A 19734-nucleotide genomic window follows, 5' to 3' on the forward strand; every position below is an offset into this window, starting at 1 on the left:
CATTCAGTCTAGGTTCAGCTGATGCATACCCTATCGGCGCAAAGATCAAAAACTATCGCGCCGTGAGAAATACAGATGAAAACCATGTGAAACGAATCGCTGGTGGTCGTCTGACAGTGCAATGCGTGTGCTGTTCGGGGCTTTTCGCCAGGGCAAAAAAAAAGCCACTCTTTCGAGTAGCCTTCTTTCTAAACGTTGGTTGCGGGAGCCGGATTTGAACCGACGACCTTCGGGTTATGAGCCCGACGAGCTACCAGACTGCTCCATCCCGCGTCTGTGTGGCGGCATTCTACAGTCGAACGCCGAAGTGTCAATCTTTAATGCTGAACATCGACAAATTAACCCCATCTATTGCCTTGGCGTGCATAAGTTGTGGTCGCACAAGGCTTTTATCCCAGAGAGGCACGCTCCGCCTGCTCACGCCTTATTTAAAGGAGGGCACGGCCGGCGCTATAGGGAAGACTGGAAAGTGACAGGCACAAAAAAGGCCACTCTTGCGAGTAGCCTCTTTTGATGTTTGGTTGCGGGAGCCGGATTTGAACCGACGACCTTCGGGTTATGAGCCCGACGAGCTACCAGACTGCTCCATCCCGCGTCTGTGTGTCGGCATTCTACAGAGGAACGCAGGGGTGTCAACCGTTGTATTGAAAAAAGTGCTTTTTGTTCAATTGGTTAGCAGCCCTCGCTGTACGCTGAAATACCTGTAGAGCCATGCTGCACGGGCTTATGCGCGCATATTCTGTGCGCCGGTTTGGCTTTTTGGCATCGATTTTTCAGAAATGTCCTACTCGCACATCGGCGTGACGAGTGCGGCATTGCGGCTTGAATGCGATACTGCTTCACCTTTTTCCGTACGTACGACTGCACGTCATGCCACAGCGCAAAATTATCCATGTTGACTGTGACTGCTTCTATGCCGCCATTGAAATGCGCGACGATCCGCAGTTGGCGGGCAAGCCATTGGCCGTAGGCGGAGCGGCTGATCGACGAGGGGTGATCGCCACCTGCAATTATGAAGCGCGGGCCTACGGGGTACGCTCTGCGATGTCTTCGCGCCACGCGCTGACCTTGTGTCCAGACCTGACCATCGTCAAGCCGCGTTTCGATGCTTATAAGGAGGCGTCGAAAGAGATCCACGTGATTTTTCGTGAATACACCGATTTGATTGAGCCGCTGTCGCTCGACGAAGCCTATCTGGATGTCTCGCAAAGCGAGCATTTTGGAGGCAGCGCTACGCGTATCGCTCAGGATATTCGTCGGCGGGTGTCCAACCAGTTGCACATCACTGTCTCGGCGGGGGTCGCTCCGAATAAATTTCTGGCCAAGATCGCCAGCGACTGGAAAAAACCAAACGGCCTGTTTGTCATCACCCCGGATCAGGTGGAGGCCTTCGTCGCTGAGCTTCCTGTGTCAAAGTTGCATGGCGTCGGCAAAGTCACGGCAGACAAGCTGGGCAGGTTAGGCATCGTCACCTGCGCCGATTTGCGTCAGTGGAGCAAGTTGGGCCTGGCGCGTGAATTTGGCTCGTTCGGGGAGCGGCTGTGGAATCTGGCTCAGGGAGTGGATGAACGGCCTGTGCAAAATGACAGCCGTCGGCAGTCAGTCAGTGTTGAAAATACCTACGATAACGATCTCCCTGATCTGGCCAGCTGTGTGGAGAAGTTGCCTGCATTGATAGAGACCTTGTCAGGGCGGATCGAGCGCATGGACACCCAGTACCGACCAGACAAACCGTTCGTGAAGGTGAAGTTTCACGACTTCACCCAAACCACGCTGGAACAAGCGGGGGCGGGCTGGGATCTGGAAAGTTATACGCAACTGCTGACTCAGGCATTCGCGCGCGGTGGTAAACCGGTGCGGTTACTGGGGGTGGGGGTGCGCCTGCATGATTTGCGTGGCGCCCACGAACAACTGGAGCTGTTTCTCATTGAGCATTTACACAGCCGTTGAGTCACCCGTCTGTGCCCTAAGCGTGCATTGCGACGTTACTCGGCAGTGGCCGGTACGGCGACAAGGCGACCGGCATCCTTTGCCAGCGATTTGAGAAGTTCGTGCTGCAGTTGTGGATCGTTGCGAGTCATTTCGATTAAGGTCTGTTCCAGGTCACTGGCTTCTTCCTCCAGGCCCAGATCGGACAAGCGTTTTACTCGATGAACCCACTGGCTGACCTCATCGTCTTCCAGGTCGTCGTAAATGAGATCATGAGCTTCGATCAGCTTGCCGCGCAGTGACTTGCTTAGCGGCAACGTAGCATTGGCGTGTACGGTCGCCTGATTGTCCTCCACGCTCAGGTTCAGTTGGGTCACACGGCTGAGGTCCTGTTCGGCAAACGGGCTGTCCAGCAGGTTGATGCGCAGGACGCCATTGCGGTCTGTGATCAGTTCATGAGATTGGTTGCCAGCTTCGACGTCAACCGGGCTCTCGCTCCAGGGCAAACTTGAGCGCTCTACGTGATGATCGCGCTGGACTTCGTCGATGCCTGCCAGATTCTGCTGCGCGCGCCCATGAGACGGAGCGTTCATGAACGGATTGAGCCCTGCGACCCCATAACTGATCCAGTCCTTGGTGATGCTATCGGGCAGGCTGCCAAACGTAACCACATTGACGATATTCGCACCGACGCCTGCGACAATCGCCACGGCGCCTAGCGGAATTTCGTAAATTTCCCGCCAGGGCTGGTACGGGGTGTAGCGGTCGTAGTGACGCGTTACTTCGAACTCGGTGACGTCAAAGGTTTTCAGCTCATGGATGAGCACACGACGTTGCGGCAGTTCGAGCGTCTTGGGTTCGCCAACATCAACTTGCAAGCTGTGTTCGAGCAGTTTGCGCTCGATGCGTTCTTCGTGCTCGCTGCGTTGGGAAAGATGGTTGGCGCAACCGCTGACAATCAGCGTGCCGCACAGCGTGGCGCTTGCGAGGCTAAGGGAACTTCGCTTGTACATGAGATCTCTTGGGACCGATGAGGCGGACACGCTTGAACAAGCGCCAAGGCTGAGAAGGACGCGCTCGCCGATAGCGAGCGCGCCCCAGACTCAGCGGTTCAGGCGACCCTTGATGAACGACAACACGTCCGCCACAGGCAAGGCCTGGGCTTCTGGCTCGGTGCGGCTCTTATACTCCAGATTGCCTTCGGCCAGGCCGCGGTCACTGACGACGATACGATGCGGGATACCAATCAGCTCCATGACGGCGAACTTGATTCCAGGGCTTGTCTTCTTGTCGCGGTCGTCCAGCAAGACCTCGAAACCGGCAGCGGTCAGTTCGGCGTACAGCTTGTCGGTTGCCTCGCGCACGGCGTCGGTCTCGTACCGCAGTGGGACCAGTGCGATCTGGAATGGCGCCAATGCATCGCTCCAGATGATGCCGTTAGCGTCGTTGTTCTGCTCGATGGCGGCAGCCACCACGCGAGAAACACCGATACCGTAGCAACCCATGGTCAGCGTGACCGGCTTGCCGTTCTCGCCCAACACCTGGCACTTCATCGCTTCGCTGTATTTGGTGCCCAGTTGGAAGATATGGCCGACTTCAATGCCGCGCTTGATAACCACTGTGCCTTTGCCATCCGGGCTTGGGTCACCTTCAACCACGTTGCGCAGATCGGCAACGAGCGGTACCGGCAGGTCGCGCTCCCAGTTCACGCCGAAGTAGTGCTTGTCATCGATGTTTGCCCCGATGCCGAAGTCGCTCATCAGCTCGACGGAGCGATCGATGATGCACGGCAGTGGCAGGTTCAGAGGGCCCAGCGAGCCCGCCCCGGCGCCAATGGCGTCGCGTAGTTCAGCTTCGGTCGCCATGACCAGTGGGCTGGCGACCTGTTCTTGATTCGCCGCCTTGATTTCGTTGAGTTCGTGGTCACCACGAATGATCAGTGCAATCAGCTTGCCTTCTTCTGCGGCGTGGACAACCAGCGTTTTGACGGTCTTTTCGATCGGTAGATCGAATTGCTCGACCAAGGCTGCGATAGTCTTGGCGTTTGGTGTGTCGACCAGACGCAATTCTTCGGCTGGGGCAGGGCGGCTGGTTTCTCGTGGTATCGCTTCGGCCTTCTCGATGTTAGCGGCGTAATCGGAGGTATCGCTGAAAACGATGTCGTCCTCGCCGGATTCGGCCAGGACGTGGAACTCGTGAGAACCCGCGCCACCAATAGAGCCGTTGTCTGCTTCAACCGGGCGGTAGTTCAAGCCCAGGCGGGTGAAGACGTTGCAGTACGCCTGATGCATACGGTCGTAGGTTTGCTGCAGGGAAGCCTGATCGGTATGGAAGGAATAGGCGTCCTTCATGATGAACTCGCGACCGCGCATCAAGCCGAAGCGTGGACGGATTTCGTCACGGAATTTGGTCTGGATCTGGTACATGTTGATGGGCAGCTGTTTGTAGCTGTTCAGCTCGTTACGCGCCAGATCGGTAATGACTTCTTCGTGGGTCGGGCCTGCGCAGAAATCCCGGTCGTGTCTGTCCTTCAGGCGCAGCAGCTCAGGGCCATACTGTTCCCAGCGTCCTGATTCCTGCCACAGTTCTGCTGGTTGAATACCGGGCATCAACACTTCCAGCGCACCTGCGGCGTTCATTTCTTCGCGAACGACAGCTTCGACCTTGCGCAGTACACGCAGGCCCATGGGGAGCCAGGTATAAAGGCCGGAAGCCAGTTTACGAATCATGCCGGCACGCAGCATCAACTGGTGGCTGATCACGACGGCGTCGGAAGGCGTTTCTTTTTGTGTGGCAAGCAAATATTGACTGGTGCGCATGGTTGGCCGTTGTCGGTTGCTGTGACTGGAAATGACCCGGCATTGTACGGTGGTGATACCTGCGAGTACAGGGCGGGTGGCCGTCCCAAGGCGTGAGGCACGGTTATTGACGCGAATAGAAAAGCCCGGCGCTAGGCCGGGCTTCTGTGCAACGAGTGTCAGACTCTACGATTACAAAACCGAAATTGGATAGTCGACGATCAGACGGAACTCGTTAACATCACCTTCACCCTCATCGGTGTTGGCGCGGTGGAACGCTTGACGGATGCGGAACGACAGGTCTTTGGCTGGACCCGTTTGAACAACGTATTTAGCTTCGACGTTGGTCTCGTGGTGGCTGCCGTTAGCACCATACAATCCAGTGTAGGTGCTGTTAGACGGCGTGTTGGTGCCGTCGATGTCTTTACCACTGATGTAACGAGTCATGAAGCTCAGGCCAGGAACACCATATGGAGCCATGCTGAGGTCGTAACGCGCCTGCCAGGATTTTTCACCAGGACCGTTAAAGTCGGAGTATTGAATCGAGTTCGCAAGGAAGATCGAGTCGCCACCGCGGTTATTATCGCCAATACCGATGTAGTCGAACGGGGTGTCACCGTTAACCTTCTGGAATGCCAAGGTCAATGTGTGAGCAGCCAGGAACGAATAGGCCGCTGAGAGGGAGTAAGTGTTGTTGCTGATATCGCCAGCTTTAGCGCTGCCGGTATCCTGGGTGTTGTAGTAGTTGAAGTCGAAGGCCAGGGACTGGTCGTCAGTCAACGGCAGAGCGTAGTTCACATTACCGTAATACTGGTTCCACACGTCTTCCAGTTTGTTGTAGTAAAAACCAACGCCCAGGTTGTCGGTGATGGAATACTTGCCACCGCCATAAGTAGACGATTTGGAAGTTACACCCGCATAAGTGGCCCAGATATCGCCATTACGGTTGGTGTCGTCCTGGCTGATGCCGGAGGTAAAGCGACCGGCTTCAACGTCCAGGCCTTTGATTTCACTGCTCTGCAACGTCACGCCAGTGGCGGTTTGTGGCAGCAGGCGAGAACCGCCGACAGCAAAAACGGGGTTGGCTGGTTGCATGTCACCGATTTTTAGCTCGGTTTTCGAGATTCGAAACTTAACAGCGGCACCGGCTTTACCAAAGCTGTCTTCGTTCTTGCCTTGGCTATCGGTCACCAGGTTACCCGAGCCTGAGTATTTGTCGGAGCCATCGAGCTTGAAGCCGACGTAACCGAACGCATCGATACCCACGCCGATCTGACCTTGGGTGTAACCGGAGCTGTAATTACCAAAGAAGCCTTGAGTCCAGTCTTTGTCGTCTACCGCGTCGTTTTTCTTGTCGCGGTTGTAATAGTAGTTACGAGCCTTCAGATCCAGATGGCTGTCTTCTATAAAACCCTTGGCTTCAGATTGGTCGCTTACGAAAGCGGCCGCTGTGGCCAGTTGGGTGCTGGCGGCGGTAACTGCCAGTGCGATTGCGCTCCACTTCATCACTCTCATCGTGACTTTGCTCCTTTGGTTTTTAAGAAGAGTACTGCCGTCCCACCTGTGTTTTTATCTGGGCGGCTCTTTCTTTTTTGTGTCAGCGAAATTTATAGCACGCTGACATTATTGGCGATAGTTACGAACCTATCCTTTCAAACTCTTTACGGCCGTGTCGCAAATCAGCTCTGTCCATGTCGCTATTGAACAGCTTCCATCGTCTAAAACGTACAACGACATGCGGTGTTTTTTGAGGGATAAAACCACCCCGCAGTGGTCTGAAATCCATCCTTCAAATCCTTTCGGTAAATCGGTCCGTTGTCACCGTTTTCGACCGCGCTGGTATCCTTTTCAGATCCGCACCGTTGTCGTTCCTATAAGGGATGAAGCAACAACCGTGCACAAAGTTCCGGTCAGTATGAAAAAAAAGCAAAAATGTACGGAAAAATTTAGAGTTTCCATATAACCATATGATTTTTATAGATAATTTTTTTTCATGGAGAAACTCATTTCTTGACTCTGAATGTAGATTGATCCTGGAATATGTCACCGACGTTACCTGACCTTTATACCAAGTGAGTAATTTACGGATGCTGTGGGTGGCTATCGTCTTGAGAGTGGGTCGTTTTGGTGCGTGAAGGGCGGAAAATGCCTGATGTTGGAGCTGTCGTGCGATGCCGTGGCTGATAGATATAGAACGGCTTGATGAATGGTGCCTTCATGCGCCGGAATCAGGTGTCTCAATAGGCTCTGGCTTTGCCTGGTGTTTGTTACGTGGTGAGTCATATCGGTGCGAGATTGCCAGCAGTGTCCGCTGCTGGTGCGCGGCTCGCAAAAAAGGCTATTGCACCTGGGCCGGCCCAAAATCCATGGTGCTTGGAGGTGTGCCTTGAAATACCGTCGATCGTATGATTCAAATTCTGTTCCCGAGTATGCTGCTCGGTATTGCGAGCCAGGCACTTCGAAGTGCGGCACCAAATGTTACCCATTAGTCAGGAGTTATATGTGTTTGTCTTAGATTCGCGGTTAATGCAGGACACTTTGGCTGTAGGCGACTTCCCACTGTGTCGGCTGCTGTTGTCGAATGACTCGCATTACCCGTGGTTCATTCTGGTGCCCCGGCGGGCTGATGTAAGTGAGATATTTCAGCTGTCCGGGACGGAGCAGGCGCAACTGTGGCAAGAGACCACGGTTTTGTCACAAACCCTCAAGCAGTTGTTCAAGGCAGACAAGATGAATGTCGCAGCGTTGGGGAACGTGGTAAGTCAGTTGCACATGCATGTCATCGTTCGCCACCGTAACGATGCGGCATGGCCGGCCCCGGTCTGGGGCAAACATCCGGCATTGCCTTATTCTGCCGATGAGGTTGCAGCAATCATCACGCAGTTGAGGGCAGTACTCACCGAGGACTTTACGTTCGTGGAGACACCGCTATGAGCCTTGACGAGCGAGTCATGGAGCTGGAAAGCCGTTTGGCGTTTCAGGACGATACCCTCCAGGCGCTCAATGACGTTTTGGTGACTCAGCAGCGCTCGTTGGAGCGGTTGCAGCGGCAGGTCGCCGCCTTGATAAAACGGCAGGATGAAATGGGCGGGCAATTCGAAGCGTCTGAGGAAGATGCGCCGCCGCCTCATTATTGAGGCGCAGGCAGCACTGCGTATAGCAGGCTCAAAAAAACCGCGCTCTGTTCAGGGGCGCGGTTTTTTATCGACAGATTTTTATCTGCGAGGCAGTGCAGCAATCACATCTTCGGCTTGCAGGCCTTTATCGCGGTTCATCACGGAAAACTCCACGCGCTGGCCTTCGACCAGAACCCGATGACCTTCTCCGCGAATGGCGCGGAAATGCACGAAGATATCGTCGCCGGAGTCGCGGGAAATGAAGCCGAACCCTTTGGAGGTGTTAAACCATTTCACTGTGCCGGTATCGCGGTTGCCCAAGTCGTGGTTCTGGGCGGCAGGGGTAGGGGATGACTTATAGAAGCTGACGGCCAGATGCAGAGCTACTGCTATCACAACGGCGATCAGGCTGACCAGAATGGCAGGTTGGCCAGCGATAGTTTCAAGGGGTACGAGCAGGATCATGGTTTGAAGGACGACAGCAAGGATGAGCAATGCGCTGACCAGGTTTTGCAATTGGTGGCGTGGTCCTCTGTTCCAATAGGGGATCACTGGGGCAAGCACCAGGTTCAGCAACCCGAAGAATGCCAGATACAGCGCATCAGGTTGGGACAGGTAGGAAGACAAGGCCTCACTACGCAGGCCAGGTATGAATGACAGCAGCAGGGCAGCTGCGCCCGTTAGCAGGTGGACTATTTTCAACATTTTGAATGACTCACATTAAGATGGATCACAAGGAAATAGCTGATGGCCTTCGGTACGCTTCTGAAAAATGGAAGGCGTGATGCACTCCGGTCGAGTCAGCCTATGCGCTATAGCCAGTTGGCAAATCGATAGCGACACGCGGTGTATTTAACAGCAAAGCCGAGAGCTACTCAAATCAAGCGCTTAGGGGAGGTGTAAGTCAGGGTTGGTGGCCTTTTGACTTTATTTTGGCTCGCTGGCGTGGGGTGGGCCTTCTTGAGAGGGCGCCGAGCCCAAAGCGCGAGTCGAGGTTTTTTTTTTGGGTTCGCGGACCTATACCGATAGATAGCTGCGTTTGCAGCATTCTCTTGCTAGAGTGGTTGGCATCTGTTTGGAAAACACTATCCTGCAAAGGGGAAAAACATGGCAATTGATATCGGTATTAGCAAGGAAGATCGCAAGTCGATCGTGGAAGGTCTTTCGCACCTGTTAGCGGATACCTATGTGCTTTACTTGAAAACCCATAATTTTCACTGGAATGTCAGCGGTCCGATGTTTCGTACTCTGCACTTGATGTTTGAGGAGCAGTATAACGAGCTGGCATTGGCGGTGGATTTGATCGCTGAGAGAATTCGTGCGTTGGGTTTTCCTGCGCCAGGTACTTACTCCACTTATGCACGTTTGTCTTCTATCAAGGAAGAGGATGGCGTGCCAAGTGCTGAAGATATGATTCGCTCGCTGGTACAAGGTCAGGAAGCTGTCACGCGAACCGCTCGCGGTATATTTCCACTGCTCAATAAGGTCAGTGACGAACCTACCGCTGACTTGTTGACTCAGCGTATGCAAGTGCATGAAAAGACCGCATGGATGCTTCGTTCCATGTTGGAAACCAACTAATGCAAAGGGCGTGCGGCATGCAACGTGCCGTTCGCCCATTTCAATAGGGTCAGTCTGGCTGATGCCCAGCCAATGGGCTGACGTTTGGCTTTCAGCCATCGCTTCAGCAGGCACGGTCGCTCTCTCTCTGTGTCGTCTCCGCGTACTCATGATGCCGATCAGCCTTTGGCCTGTGGACATTTGTCGTCAGGCATGGGGCCAGCTGGCTGCTTGACGGTTTTTTAATTTCGATTCTGTATAGGGGGAGTACAAAAAATAAATAATTATTACCCTTGCCGACTTTCGCTGTTTTTCTACAATCAGGCTCCTATATTCCTCAAGTAAAAATGGTTGTCTCCTACAGCGTTCAGGTGTTGCACCTGCTGGATAAAAGAACCTGAATAAGGCTTGATAGAGATGCATTCATTTGTTTTTGGATGTTTCTTAATGTGTTGAATCAAGTAACGGAAAAACGGAGGCATCATGGTTCGAGGAGTGGCTCGAGAAGTCGGGGATTTAGGTGGGAGTATCGGAATTCGAAGTGATCCCTTTGTCGAGGATTTCAATATGGAACTTGCGCAGCCTCATTCGCGGTCGGTGAGGTTGAATGGTCTTGCAACCTGTTTGCGTCTTGAAGAGGTTTATTGGAATATCCTGTCCGAGATCGCACGGCTTAATCGTTGTTCTATCAATTCTGTTCTGTCGTATGTCGACAGGGAGGTACACCTGAGGCACGGAGGGGTAAAAAACTTTAGCGGGTTGATCCGCGTGGTGTGTGTAGCTCATGTATTGAAAACTGATGATTTGCCGCTGTCGAAAGCGTGATACGGATGGAATGAAAATTTCGCAGGTTCGCTTTCGGCGGACCTGCATCCTGCGGGTTGTCTTGTGCCCGCATTCAGGGCCGCGCAGATAGACAGTCTATCTGCGCGGCTGCACAGCCTTGATTAACCCTATATAATCCTTCGCCTTACTATGGACGGCAGGGATAGACCGCTGGGTTGAACTGCATGCCAAAGCTCTCGCACCATTGCCCGCCAGTGACAGTGAGAGCTCCACTGAATTCCGAATTACGAGAAGTGAAAACACGATCATGATGCGCAGCCATTATTGCGGCCAACTCAACGAGAGCCTGGAAGGTCAGGAAATTACCCTATGCGGATGGGTCCATCGCCGTCGCGACCACGGCGGGGTGATTTTCCTCGATATTCGTGACCGCGAAGGTTTGGCCCAGGTGGTTTTCGACCCTGATCGTGCTGACACATTTGCCGCTGCTGACCGTGTTCGCAGCGAGTACGTTGTCAAGGTTCGGGGCAAAGTCCGTGCCCGTCCGGCTGGCGCGGTTAACGCAAACATGGCGTCCGGTGCCATTGAGGTTCTGGGTTACGACCTGGAAGTGCTGAACGAATCGGAGACGCCCCCGTTCCCCTTGAATGAATATTCCGACGTCGGCGAAGAAACCCGCCTGCGCTATCGTTTCATTGATCTGCGTCGTCCGGAAATGGCTGAAAAGCTGCGTCTGCGTTCGCGCATCACGTCCAGTATCCGCGGCTTCCTCGACGGCAACGGTTTCCTCGACGTCGAAACCCCGATCCTTACCCGTGCCACCCCTGAAGGCGCGCGTGACTACCTGGTGCCGAGCCGCACCCACCCTGGCAGCTTTTTTGCCTTGCCGCAGTCGCCTCAACTGTTCAAACAGTTGCTGATGGTTGCCGGCTTCGACCGCTACTACCAGATTGCCAAGTGTTTCCGTGACGAAGACTTGCGTGCCGATCGTCAGCCTGAGTTCACTCAGATCGATATCGAAACCAGCTTCCTGAACGAAGCCGACATCATGGGCATCACCGAAGAAATGATCCGTAAGCTCTTCAAGGAAGTGCTGGATCTTGAGTTCGATGACTTCCCACACATGACCTTCGAAGAAGCCATGCGTCGCTACGGCTCTGACAAGCCGGATCTACGTATTCCGCTGGAGTTGGTCGATGTTGCCGACCAACTGACCGGGGTTGAGTTCAAGGTGTTCAGCGGCCCGGCCAACGATCCTAAAGGTCGTGTTGCAGCATTGCGTGTCCCGGGTGCTGCGTCCATGCCACGCAGTCAGATTGACGATTACACCAAATTTGTCAGCATTTACGGTGCCAAGGGCCTGGCGTATATCAAGGTCAATGAGCGCGCCAAAGGTGCCGAAGGCCTGCAGTCGCCGATCGTCAAGTTCATCCCTGAGGACAATCTTGAAGTCATTCTTGATCGCGTTGGCGCGGTTGACGGCGACATTGTGTTCTTTGGTGCCGATAAGTTCAAAATCGTCAGCGAAGCCCTGGGCGCTCTGCGCATCAAGATCGGTAACGACCTCAAGCTGCACACTTGCGAGTGGGCACCGATGTGGGTCATTGACTTTCCGATGTTCGAAGAGAACGACGACGGCAGCTTCACGGCATTGCACCACCCCTTCACTGCACCCAAGTGTTCGCCTGAAGAGCTGGAGGCCAATCCTGCCACCGCGTTGTCCCGTGCCTACGACATGGTCCTCAATGGCACAGAGCTGGGCGGTGGTTCGATCCGTATTCACCGCAAGGAAATGCAACAAGCGGTCTTCCGCCTGTTGGGCATTTCCGAAGACGAGCAACAAGAGAAGTTCGGCTTCCTGCTCGACGCGTTGAAATACGGTGCTCCGCCGCACGGTGGTTTGGCGTTCGGTCTGGACCGTCTGGTCATGCTAATGACTGGCGCCCAGTCGATTCGTGAAGTGATCGCCTTCCCGAAAACCCAGAGTGCTGCTGACGTCATGACCCAGGCGCCTGGTGCCGTTGATGCCAAAGCGTTGCGCGAGTTGCACATCCGTCTGCGTGAGCAGCCAAAGGCTGAGTAAACCGGGTAGGGCGCATTATTCATCGTTGCGCCCTGTCTTTTGGCCCTTAGTGGGCTCGTATTGAGTAAAGCGTCTTCGCTTGAGTCATCAAGTTGAAGACGTTCGTGTTTCAAGGTTTGGAGCGTGTTATGGCTGGTCATTCCAAGTGGGCGAACATCAAGCACCGCAAAGAGCGTCAGGATGCCAAGAAAGGCAAGATTTTCACCAAGTGGATTCGCGAGCTGACCGTTGCTGCTCGGCAGGGCGGCGGTGATCCGGGCTCGAACCCACGTTTGCGTCTGGCGTTGGACAAGGCCCTGGGCGCAAACATGACCCGCGACACTATCGATCGTGCGGTTGCCAGAGGTGTCGGTGCCGACGATGGCAACGATGTTGAAGAGTTAGGTTATGAAGGCTACGGACCAGGTGGGGTGGCGATCATGGTTGAAACCATGACTGACAACCGAAACCGTACCGCGGCGGCTGTTCGTCACGCGTTCAGCAAGTGCGGCGGCAACCTTGGCACTGATGGCTCAGTTGCTTATCTGTTCGAGCGCAAGGGGCAAATATCCTTTGCTGCCGGCGTCGATGAGGATTCGCTCATTGAGGCGGCGATGGAAGCTGACGCTGACGACATCGTCACCAATGAGGACGGCTCCATTGATGTCTTTACGTCTTTTGCGAGCTTTTATTCTGTGCGCACCGCGATTGAAGCTGCCGGTTTCAATGTCACTGATGCTGAAATCGTGATGCAGCCGACCACCAGTGCGGTGCTTGATCTTGAGATGGCTGAAAAGGTCCTCAAGCTGATCGACATGCTTGAAGACCTGGATGACGTTCAGAACGTTTATTCCAATGCTGAAATTCCAGACGATGTTCTGGAGCAGCTTGGCTAACGGTGTTTTTGTCAGGACAGTGAAGCCGGAGAAACGAAGCGCTGATGATCTCATCGCTATCGGCCTCCGGCTTCTGCCTTTATGCTGCGTTTCATTGTGTGTGCCACTTCTCATGCTGCAGGCGTTATGACTCTTATCCTAGGTATCGATCCCGGTTCACGAATTACCGGTTATGGCGTTGTGCGTGATACCGGACGCGGCTGTGTGTACGTGGCGTCGGGCTGTATTCGTACTGGGGGTGGCTTGTTGCACGAACGTCTGCAGATCGTTTTTCGAGGGGTGAGGGAAGTCATTCAGACCTACGGCCCGATGACCATGGGCATTGAAAAAGTATTCATGGCCAAAAATGCGGATTCCGCGCTCAAACTCGGACAGGCGAGAGGTGCCGCCATTGTCGCCGCCGCCGAAGAAAGCCTGGAAATCGCCGAATACACAGCGACTCAGGTCAAACAAGCCATTGTCGGAACGGGCGGTGCAAATAAAGAGCAGGTGATGATGATGGTCATGCATTTGCTGAAGCTGACGCAAAAGCCGCAAATAGACGCCTCGGATGCCTTGGCAATTGCGTTGTGCCATGCGCATACCCGGTCCAGTCTTATTCCTCATGGCTTGAGTACGGCGCGCAGTCGTGGTGGACGTTTGCGTCTGTGACGCATCATTCACTCATAAATTTTCATTTGCAGGTCGCGCAAGTCCTGCAAACATGGCGAGCACGGTCAAGCCGGGATGGAGCACTACCCGGTTATCAATAAGGATCCGATAGGTGATTGGACGTTTACGCGGTTCATTGGTCGAGAAGCAGCCGCCACATCTGGTGCTCGATGTCGGCGGTGTGGGTTACGAAATTGAAGTCCCCATGACTACCCTTTACAGATTGCCGCACCTTGGCGAACAGGTGACCCTGCATACGCATCTGGTGGTCCGTGAGGATGCGCAGCTGTTGTTCGGTTTTTACGAAAAGCGTGATCGCGAGATGTTTCGTGAGTTGATTCGCCTCAACGGTGTCGGGCCTAAACTGGCACTGGCCCTGATGTCAACGCTTGAAGTCGATGATTTGGTGCGTTGCGTTCAGGCTCAGGACACCTCGGCATTGACTCGTGTGCCTGGCGTTGGCAAAAAAACCGCGGAACGATTGCTGGTCGAACTCAAGGATCGCTTCAAGGCGTGGGACACATTGCCTGGGGCATTTACGCTGGTGACCGAGGGCCCTGGAGCGCCTGTACAACAGGCAACGGCAGAGTCCGATGCGGTCAGTGCGCTTGTTTCCCTGGGCTACAAGCCTCAAGAGGCGAGCAAGGCAATCTCCGCCATCAAGGACAAAAATTTGAGCAGTGAAGATTTGATCCGACGCGCACTCAAGGGGATGGTTTAAGTGATTGATGCCGACCGCCTGATAGCCGCCACGGGTGGACGTGACCGTGATGAGCAGCTGGACCGGGCGATCCGGCCTCTTAGCCTGGCTGACTATATCGGTCAGCCCACCGTGCGCGAGCAAATGGAGTTGTTCATTCAGGCTGCGCGTGGGCGCAACGAAGCGTTGGACCATACGCTGATCTTCGGCCCGCCGGGCTTGGGCAAAACGACGCTGGCCAACATCATTGCCCAGGAAATGTCCGTTTCGATTAAAAGCACTTCCGGGCCTGTTCTGGAACGTCCTGGCGATCTGGCTGCGATTCTGACTAACCTTGAGCCGCACGATGTCTTGTTTATCGACGAGATTCATCGTCTTTCGCCCATTGTCGAGGAAGTGCTGTACCCGGCGATGGAGGACTTCCAGCTCGACATCATGATCGGAGAGGGCCCTGCCGCCCGCTCCATCAAGCTTGACCTGCCGCCGTTCACGCTGGTGGGCGCGACAACCCGTGCTGGCATGTTGACCAATCCGCTGCGTGATCGATTCGGGATTGTGCAGCGCCTGGAGTTCTACAACATCGCGGATCTTGCCACCATCGTCTCGCGTTCTGCTGGCATCCTCGGTTTGCACATCGAAGATGCCGGTGCGTTCGAGATTGCTCGACGGGCTCGCGGCACTCCACGTATTGCCAATCGGCTGCTACGCCGCGTTCGGGATTTCGCTGAAGTGCGTGCGCAGGGGCAGATCACCAAAGAGATCGCCGACCTTGCGCTTAACTTGCTGGATGTCGATGAACGAGGCTTCGATCATCAGGATCGACGCCTGCTTTTGACCATGATCGAGAAGTTTGATGGCGGGCCGGTCGGGGTGGACAACCTTGCTGCTGCAATTAGTGAAGAACGACACACTATTGAAGATGTACTTGAGCCCTATTTGATCCAACAAGGCTATATCATGCGCACGCCTCGTGGCCGCGTGGTGACGCGCCATGCCTATCTGCATTTTGGTCTGAACATTCCTGCGCGCATGGGTGAGCTGCCAACGTTGAGCACGCCTGTCGATGATCTCGAAGATCTTGATGATTAAAAGTGACGGTGGGCGATTTATTCGGATGTTTCATGGTCTGACGGGCAGTCGCGATAAAGCGGCGACAGGTCAGCGGCAAAATTGATGAAAAACAGTTGCCTGGCCGGATTGGCAACCTGAGGAGTAAGCACTAGAGTATGCGCGCGCAAAACGGGGGGCAGTCGTTCTCACATCGCTGTCGCGTTTATTACGAGGACACCGATGCAGGCGGCATCGTTTATTACGTAAATTATTTGAAATTCATGGAGCGGGCTCGTACCGAGCGGCTGCGGGAGTTGGGATTTGCCCAGTCCGCACTGGCCGGTGAGAACCTGTTGTTCGTCGTGCATTCCTGTGAGGCCCGTTACCACAAGCCTGCGCGGTTGGATGATGAGCTGCTGGTCAGCGCCGATGTGACCGAATTGAACCGTGTCAGCCTGCGCTTTCATCAGCAAGTCAGGCGGGTAGCGGATGATGTGCTGCTCTGCGAGGGGCAGTTTTTAGTGGCGTGTGTGCGCGCCGACAGTTTGAAACCCCGGGCCATTCCCGAAGCTCTGCGCACGGCCTTTGCCGGTCAGAGCGGCGCGGGTACACATTCAGAGCAGGAGATACAGCGTGGAAGCTAACGTCGTCGACCATTCCTCCATGTGGAGTTTGGTCAGCAATGCCAGCGTAGTCGTTCAATTGGTGATGCTGATCCTGGTGGCTGCTTCAATCACTTCGTGGGTCATGATTTTTCAGCGCAGCAGTTTGCTGCGTGCAGGGCGCCGTGCGCTGGAAAGCTTCGAAGAGCGTTTTTGGTCGGGCATCGACCTGTCGAAACTTTACCGTCAGGCAGGCAGCAATCCGGACCCGGATTCTGGTGTGGAGCAGATCTTCCGAGCTGGTTTCAAGGAGTTCTCCCGTCTGCGCCAACAACCGGGCGTCGACCCTGATGCGGTCATGGAAGGTGTGGCGCGAGCCATGCGCGTTGCCATTTCCCGTGAAGAAGAAAAGCTCGAGCAAAGTCTGCCTTTTCTTGCCACGGTCGGTTCAACCAGCCCCTATGTAGGCCTGTTCGGTACTGTCTGGGGGATCATGAACTCCTTCCGTGGTCTGGCCACTGCGCAACAGGCGACCCTGGCGACTGTCGCACCGGGTATCGCCGAAGCACTGATCGCCACCGCCATTGGTCTGTTCGCAGCAATTCCTGCAGTAATCGCCTACAACCGTTTCGCCGCTCGCGGTGAAAACCTGATTGGCCGTTACTACACATTCGCCGACGAATTCCAGGCAATCCTGCACCGTAAAGTGCACACCAGCGAAGACTAGGCAGGTATTTCCAAATGGCTTTAATCGCTCGCGATCGACGAAAAAAACGCAAGCCGGTCGCCGAAATGAACGTGGTGCCATACATCGACGTGATGTTGGTGCTGCTGGTCATTTTCATGGTGACCGCGCCAATGATTAACCAGGGCGTGAAGGTTGATCTGCCCAAGGTCTCCAGCGAGGCTTTGCCGCAGGACAACAACAATCAGGTCCTGACTATTTCGATCAAGGCTGACAAGACCTATTACTGGAACCTTGGCACTGAAGTCGATACCGACAAGCAGATGGACAAGGCCATGACCTTGCCGCAGCTGACCAGTGCCGTGACCAAGATCATCGCCGCCGGCCGTGAAGCCGGTAAACAGACCCAGGTCTTTATTCGTGGCGACAAAACTGTCGATTACGGATCGGTCATGGGCACGATGGGTGGGTTACAGAAGGCCGGGGTCGGGAACGTTGGTTTGATTACTGAGGCGCCCTGATGCAGCCAATTCGAGAGCCGACAGCCTCGGAAAGCTACTTCTGGCCCACCGTTTGGGCTGTGGCGTTGCATGTCCTGATTTTTGGCCTGCTCTTTGTCAGTTTCGCCATGACGCCGGAACTGCCTGAGGCCAAGCCTATCGTTCAGGCCACGCTCTATCAGTTGAAGTCGAAAAGTCAGGCGACGACCCAGACCAACCAGAAGCTTGCTGGTGAGGCAAAGAAATCCGCTGCGCGACAAACAGAAGTCGAACAGATGGAACAGAAAAAAGTTGAGCAGGAGAAGCAGGAAGCGGTGAAGGCGGCGGAACAAAAGAAAGAGGAAGCTGCTCAAAAAGCCGAAGAACAAAAGGCTGAAGAAACCAAGAAAGCCGACGAGGCCAAAAAGGCGGATGACGCCAAAAAGGCCGAGGCCAAGAAAACCGATGACGCGAAGAAAGCTGCAGAAGAGAAACAATTGGCTGATATAGCCAAGAAGAAAGCTGAAGACGACGCGAAGAAAAAGGCTGAGGAAGACGCCAAGCGCGCTGCCGCTGAAGAAGCCAAGAAGCAGGCCGCCGACGACGCGAAAAAGAAAGCAGCTGAAGACGCCAAGAAACAGGCTGCCGACGACGCGAAGAAAAAAGCGGCTGAGGACAGCAAGAAAAAGGCGGCTGCGGACTCTGCCAAGAAGGCTCAGGAAGCTGCGCGCAAATCGGCGGAGGACAAAAAGGCTCAGGCACTGGCTGACCTGCTTTCCGACAAGCCGGAGCGCCAACAGGCCTTGGCTGATGAGCGGGGCGACGAAACAGCGGGTAGCTTTGACGACTTGATTCGCTCGCGAGCGGCAGAAGGCTGGGCTCGACCTCCTTCGGCGCGCAAAGGCATGACGGTGGTCTTGCAGATTGGCATGTTGCCGGACGGTACGATCACCACGGTCAACGTTTCCAAGTCCAGCGGAGACGGGTCTTTCGACAGTTCAGCGGTTGCTGCGGTCAAGAATATTGGTCGCTTGACAGAGATGCAGGGTCTGAAACCTTCTGATTTCGCACCTTACCGGTCATTCAAGATGACATTCACACCAGAGGATCTAGCCTTGTGATTAACCTTCTTCGAGGATTGCTTGTCGTTCTATGTTGCGCAGCGGGCATGGTCGCTGCCGACGAAAAAAACATTCTGGTCACCAGCGGCAGTGATCGCGCGACGCCGATTGCCGTTGTGCCGTTTGGCTGGCAAGGCGGCAATGTGCTGCCAGAAGACATGTCGGCGATCATCAGCAACGACATGCTCAACTCCGGCTATTACACGCCGATTCCAAAGCAGAACATGATCAGCCTGCCGACTCAGGCGAGTGAAGTCATCTTCCGTGACTGGAAAGCGCTGGGCGCGCAGTACGTAATGGTCGGCAACATTACCCCTGCGGGCGGTCGTCTGCAGGTGCAGTACGCACTGTTCAACGTGGCGACCGAACAGCAGGTATTGACCGGCAACGTATCGGGCACGCCTGATCAACTACGCGATATGTCGCACTACATTGCTGACCAGTCGTTTGAAAAACTAACCGGCATCAAAGGTGCGTTCTCCACACGTATTCTGTATGTCACCGCAGAGCGTTTTGGCGGCATGAACACGCGTTACACGTTGCAGCGCTCGGATTACGACGGTGCCCGTGCGGTGACTCTGCTTCAGTCGCGCGAACCTATTCTGTCACCGCGCTTTGCGCCAGATGGCAAGCGCATCGCTTATGTGTCGTTTGAGCAGAAGCGTCCGCGCATCTTCATTCAGCATATCGATACTGGCCGCCGCGAGCAGGTGACCAACTTCGAAGGGCTGAACGGCGCGCCTGCATGGTCTCCGGACGGCAGCAAGCTGGCGTTCGTTCTGTCGAAAGATGGCAACCCGGAAATCTACGTGATGAGCTTGGCGTCCCGTCAAATCAGTCGTGTAACCAATGATTCCTCTATCGATACCGAACCTTTCTTCGGTAAAGATGGCTCAACCATTTACTTCACGTCCGATCGTGGTGGCAAACCACAGATCTATAAAACCAGTATTAACGGTGGTGGTGCGGAGCGTGTCACTTTCATTGGTAACTACAACGCCAACCCTAAGTTGTCGGCCGATGAAAAAACGCTAGTCATGATTCATCGTCAGGATGGATTCACCAACTTCAAGGTCGCAGCCCAGGATTTGCAGCGCGGTAGCGTTAAAATCCTCACAGACAGCAACCTTGATGAGTCGCCTACTGTTGCGCCCAACGGCACCATGGTAATCTACGCCACCCGCCAGCAGGGCCGGGGAGTCTTGATGCTCGTGTCCATTAACGGACGCGTAAGGCTCCCGCTTCCTACCGCTCAAGGCGAAGTCAGAGAACCTTCCTGGTCCCCTTACCTGAACTGAC

19 protein-coding genes, 2 tRNA genes and 1 pseudogene are annotated in these 19734 nt (G+C 54.6%); 15 read left to right on the top strand and 7 right to left on the bottom strand.

Annotated elements, in window-relative coordinates; translation table 11 throughout:
• Window positions 1-196: 196 nt before the first annotated feature.
• Window positions 197-273 (bottom strand) — tRNA-Met (locus VGC62_RS23345).
• A gap of 245 nt (window positions 274-518) precedes the next feature.
• Window positions 519-595, bottom strand: a tRNA-Met gene (locus tag VGC62_RS23350).
• Window positions 596-870: 275 nt separating this feature from the next.
• Here VGC62_RS23350 and dinB point away from each other — a divergent pair.
• Complete coding sequence (gene dinB / locus VGC62_RS23355; protein WP_331189444.1) at window positions 871-1950, top strand: DNA polymerase IV; 1080 nt, start codon at window positions 871-873, stop codon at window positions 1948-1950.
• 35 nt (window positions 1951-1985) lie between these two features.
• Here the strand turns inward: dinB and VGC62_RS23360 are convergent, their stop codons facing one another.
• The 3 genes from VGC62_RS23360 to VGC62_RS23370 all read right to left on the bottom strand — a co-directional run bounded on the left by VGC62_RS23360 (window position 1986) and on the right by VGC62_RS23370 (window position 6242).
• Window positions 1986-2942 (bottom strand): hypothetical protein, encoded by a 957-nt coding sequence (locus VGC62_RS23360; protein ID WP_331189445.1) that lies wholly within the window; start codon window positions 2940-2942, stop codon window positions 1986-1988.
• Window positions 2943-3032: 90 nt separating this feature from the next.
• Window positions 3033-4748 (bottom strand): proline--tRNA ligase, encoded by a 1716-nt coding sequence (locus VGC62_RS23365; RefSeq protein WP_331189446.1) that lies wholly within the window; start codon window positions 4746-4748, stop codon window positions 3033-3035.
• 171 nt (window positions 4749-4919) lie between these two features.
• Entirely contained in the window at window positions 4920-6242 is a 1323-nt protein-coding gene (locus VGC62_RS23370) for an OprD family porin (RefSeq protein ID WP_331189447.1), read from the bottom strand.
• Between the two features lie 987 nt (window positions 6243-7229).
• On the opposite strand from VGC62_RS23370, the gene VGC62_RS23375 reads away from it, so the two are divergent.
• A complete protein-coding gene (locus VGC62_RS23375) occupies window positions 7230-7661 on the top strand; it encodes an HIT domain-containing protein (RefSeq protein ID WP_331189448.1) in 432 nt (143 codons plus the stop codon).
• Window positions 7658-7864 (top strand): SlyX family protein, encoded by a 207-nt coding sequence (locus VGC62_RS23380; protein ID WP_331189449.1) that lies wholly within the window; start codon window positions 7658-7660, stop codon window positions 7862-7864. Before VGC62_RS23375 ends, VGC62_RS23380 begins: the two co-directional genes overlap by 4 nt.
• Window positions 7865-7942: 78 nt before the next feature.
• On the opposite strand, the gene VGC62_RS27820 is transcribed toward VGC62_RS23380, so the two are convergent.
• Both VGC62_RS27820 and VGC62_RS27825 read right to left on the bottom strand, forming a co-directional pair.
• Entirely contained in the window at window positions 7943-8164 is a 222-nt protein-coding gene (locus tag VGC62_RS27820) for a cold shock domain-containing protein (protein WP_004667445.1), read from the bottom strand.
• A 60-nt stretch (window positions 8165-8224) separates the two neighbouring features.
• Window positions 8225-8548 (bottom strand): annotated as a pseudogene (locus VGC62_RS27825) (cold shock domain-containing protein membrane protein); the annotation flags it as partial.
• Window positions 8549-8950: 402 nt separating this feature from the next.
• On the opposite strand from VGC62_RS27825, the gene VGC62_RS23390 reads away from it, so the two are divergent.
• From VGC62_RS23390 to tolB, 12 genes are all read left to right on the top strand, one after another.
• On the top strand, window positions 8951-9424 hold the full coding sequence (locus VGC62_RS23390) for a Dps family protein (RefSeq protein WP_331189451.1): 474 nt from the start codon (window positions 8951-8953) through the stop codon (window positions 9422-9424).
• Window positions 9425-9886: 462 nt separating this feature from the next.
• Window positions 9887-10228: a ribbon-helix-helix domain-containing protein gene (locus VGC62_RS23395; RefSeq protein ID WP_331189452.1), complete on the top strand. Its 342-nt coding sequence runs from the start codon at window positions 9887-9889 to the stop codon at window positions 10226-10228.
• A 268-nt stretch (window positions 10229-10496) separates the two neighbouring features.
• A complete protein-coding gene (aspS, locus tag VGC62_RS23400) occupies window positions 10497-12272 on the top strand; it encodes an aspartate--tRNA ligase (RefSeq protein ID WP_331189453.1) in 1776 nt (591 codons plus the stop codon).
• A gap of 128 nt (window positions 12273-12400) precedes the next feature.
• Window positions 12401-13147: a YebC/PmpR family DNA-binding transcriptional regulator gene (locus VGC62_RS23405; RefSeq protein ID WP_331189454.1), complete on the top strand. Its 747-nt coding sequence runs from the start codon at window positions 12401-12403 to the stop codon at window positions 13145-13147.
• 126 nt (window positions 13148-13273) lie between these two features.
• The gene (gene ruvC, locus VGC62_RS23410; RefSeq protein ID WP_331189455.1) at window positions 13274-13798 is read left to right on the top strand and encodes a crossover junction endodeoxyribonuclease RuvC; all 525 of its coding nucleotides are present in this window, start codon (window positions 13274-13276) and stop codon (window positions 13796-13798) included.
• Between the two features lie 112 nt (window positions 13799-13910).
• Window positions 13911-14519, top strand: coding sequence for a Holliday junction branch migration protein RuvA (gene ruvA / locus VGC62_RS23415; RefSeq protein ID WP_331189456.1), 609 nt, complete (start codon window positions 13911-13913; stop codon window positions 14517-14519).
• The gene (gene ruvB, locus VGC62_RS23420) at window positions 14520-15587 is read left to right on the top strand and encodes a Holliday junction branch migration DNA helicase RuvB (protein WP_331189457.1); all 1068 of its coding nucleotides are present in this window, start codon (window positions 14520-14522) and stop codon (window positions 15585-15587) included.
• Window positions 15588-15724: 137 nt separating this feature from the next.
• Entirely contained in the window at window positions 15725-16192 is a 468-nt protein-coding gene (gene ybgC / locus VGC62_RS23425; protein WP_331189458.1) for a tol-pal system-associated acyl-CoA thioesterase, read from the top strand.
• A complete protein-coding gene (gene tolQ, locus VGC62_RS23430) occupies window positions 16182-16877 on the top strand; it encodes a protein TolQ (protein WP_331189459.1) in 696 nt (231 codons plus the stop codon). Before ybgC ends, tolQ begins: the two co-directional genes overlap by 11 nt.
• A 14-nt stretch (window positions 16878-16891) precedes the next feature.
• Window positions 16892-17356 (top strand): protein TolR, encoded by a 465-nt coding sequence (gene tolR / locus VGC62_RS23435; protein WP_414705841.1) that lies wholly within the window; start codon window positions 16892-16894, stop codon window positions 17354-17356.
• A complete protein-coding gene (gene tolA / locus VGC62_RS23440) occupies window positions 17356-18435 on the top strand; it encodes a cell envelope integrity protein TolA (protein ID WP_331189460.1) in 1080 nt (359 codons plus the stop codon). The genes tolR and tolA overlap by 1 nt, the downstream gene beginning before the upstream one ends.
• Before the next feature lie 47 nt (window positions 18436-18482).
• Window positions 18483-19733, top strand: coding sequence for a Tol-Pal system beta propeller repeat protein TolB (tolB, locus tag VGC62_RS23445; RefSeq protein ID WP_331189461.1), 1251 nt, complete (start codon window positions 18483-18485; stop codon window positions 19731-19733).
• The last annotated feature ends 1 nt before the right edge of the window (window position 19734 follow it).

Source organism: Pseudomonas sp. (assembly GCF_036404235.1).
Classification (GTDB): Bacteria; Pseudomonadota; Gammaproteobacteria; order Pseudomonadales; family Pseudomonadaceae; genus Aquipseudomonas.

What these genes read in the sequence shown, in the direction of transcription:
- VGC62_RS23360 (WP_331189445.1), bottom strand. Translation starts at nt 2,942, where the DNA reads ATGTACAAGCGAAGTTCCCTTAGCCTCGCAAGCGCCACGCTGTGCGGC.
- VGC62_RS23380 (WP_331189449.1), top strand. Translation starts at nt 7,658, where the DNA reads ATGAGCCTTGACGAGCGAGTCATGGAGCTGGAAAGCCGTTTGGCGTTT.
- tolA (WP_331189460.1), top strand. Translation starts at nt 17,356, where the DNA reads ATGCAGCCAATTCGAGAGCCGACAGCCTCGGAAAGCTACTTCTGGCCC.
- VGC62_RS23370 (WP_331189447.1), bottom strand. Translation starts at nt 6,242, where the DNA reads ATGAGAGTGATGAAGTGGAGCGCAATCGCACTGGCAGTTACCGCCGCC.
- VGC62_RS23365 (WP_331189446.1), bottom strand. Translation starts at nt 4,748, where the DNA reads ATGCGCACCAGTCAATATTTGCTTGCCACACAAAAAGAAACGCCTTCC.
- ybgC (WP_331189458.1), top strand. Translation starts at nt 15,725, where the DNA reads ATGCGCGCGCAAAACGGGGGGCAGTCGTTCTCACATCGCTGTCGCGTT.
- VGC62_RS23390 (WP_331189451.1), top strand. Translation starts at nt 8,951, where the DNA reads ATGGCAATTGATATCGGTATTAGCAAGGAAGATCGCAAGTCGATCGTG.
- tolB (WP_331189461.1), top strand. Translation starts at nt 18,483, where the DNA reads ATGGTCGCTGCCGACGAAAAAAACATTCTGGTCACCAGCGGCAGTGAT.
- tolR (WP_414705841.1), top strand. Translation starts at nt 16,892, where the DNA reads ATGGCTTTAATCGCTCGCGATCGACGAAAAAAACGCAAGCCGGTCGCC.
- aspS (WP_331189453.1), top strand. Translation starts at nt 10,497, where the DNA reads ATGATGCGCAGCCATTATTGCGGCCAACTCAACGAGAGCCTGGAAGGT.
- VGC62_RS23395 (WP_331189452.1), top strand. Translation starts at nt 9,887, where the DNA reads ATGGTTCGAGGAGTGGCTCGAGAAGTCGGGGATTTAGGTGGGAGTATC.
- ruvC (WP_331189455.1), top strand. Translation starts at nt 13,274, where the DNA reads ATGACTCTTATCCTAGGTATCGATCCCGGTTCACGAATTACCGGTTAT.
- VGC62_RS23405 (WP_331189454.1), top strand. Translation starts at nt 12,401, where the DNA reads ATGGCTGGTCATTCCAAGTGGGCGAACATCAAGCACCGCAAAGAGCGT.
- dinB (WP_331189444.1), top strand. Translation starts at nt 871, where the DNA reads ATGCCACAGCGCAAAATTATCCATGTTGACTGTGACTGCTTCTATGCC.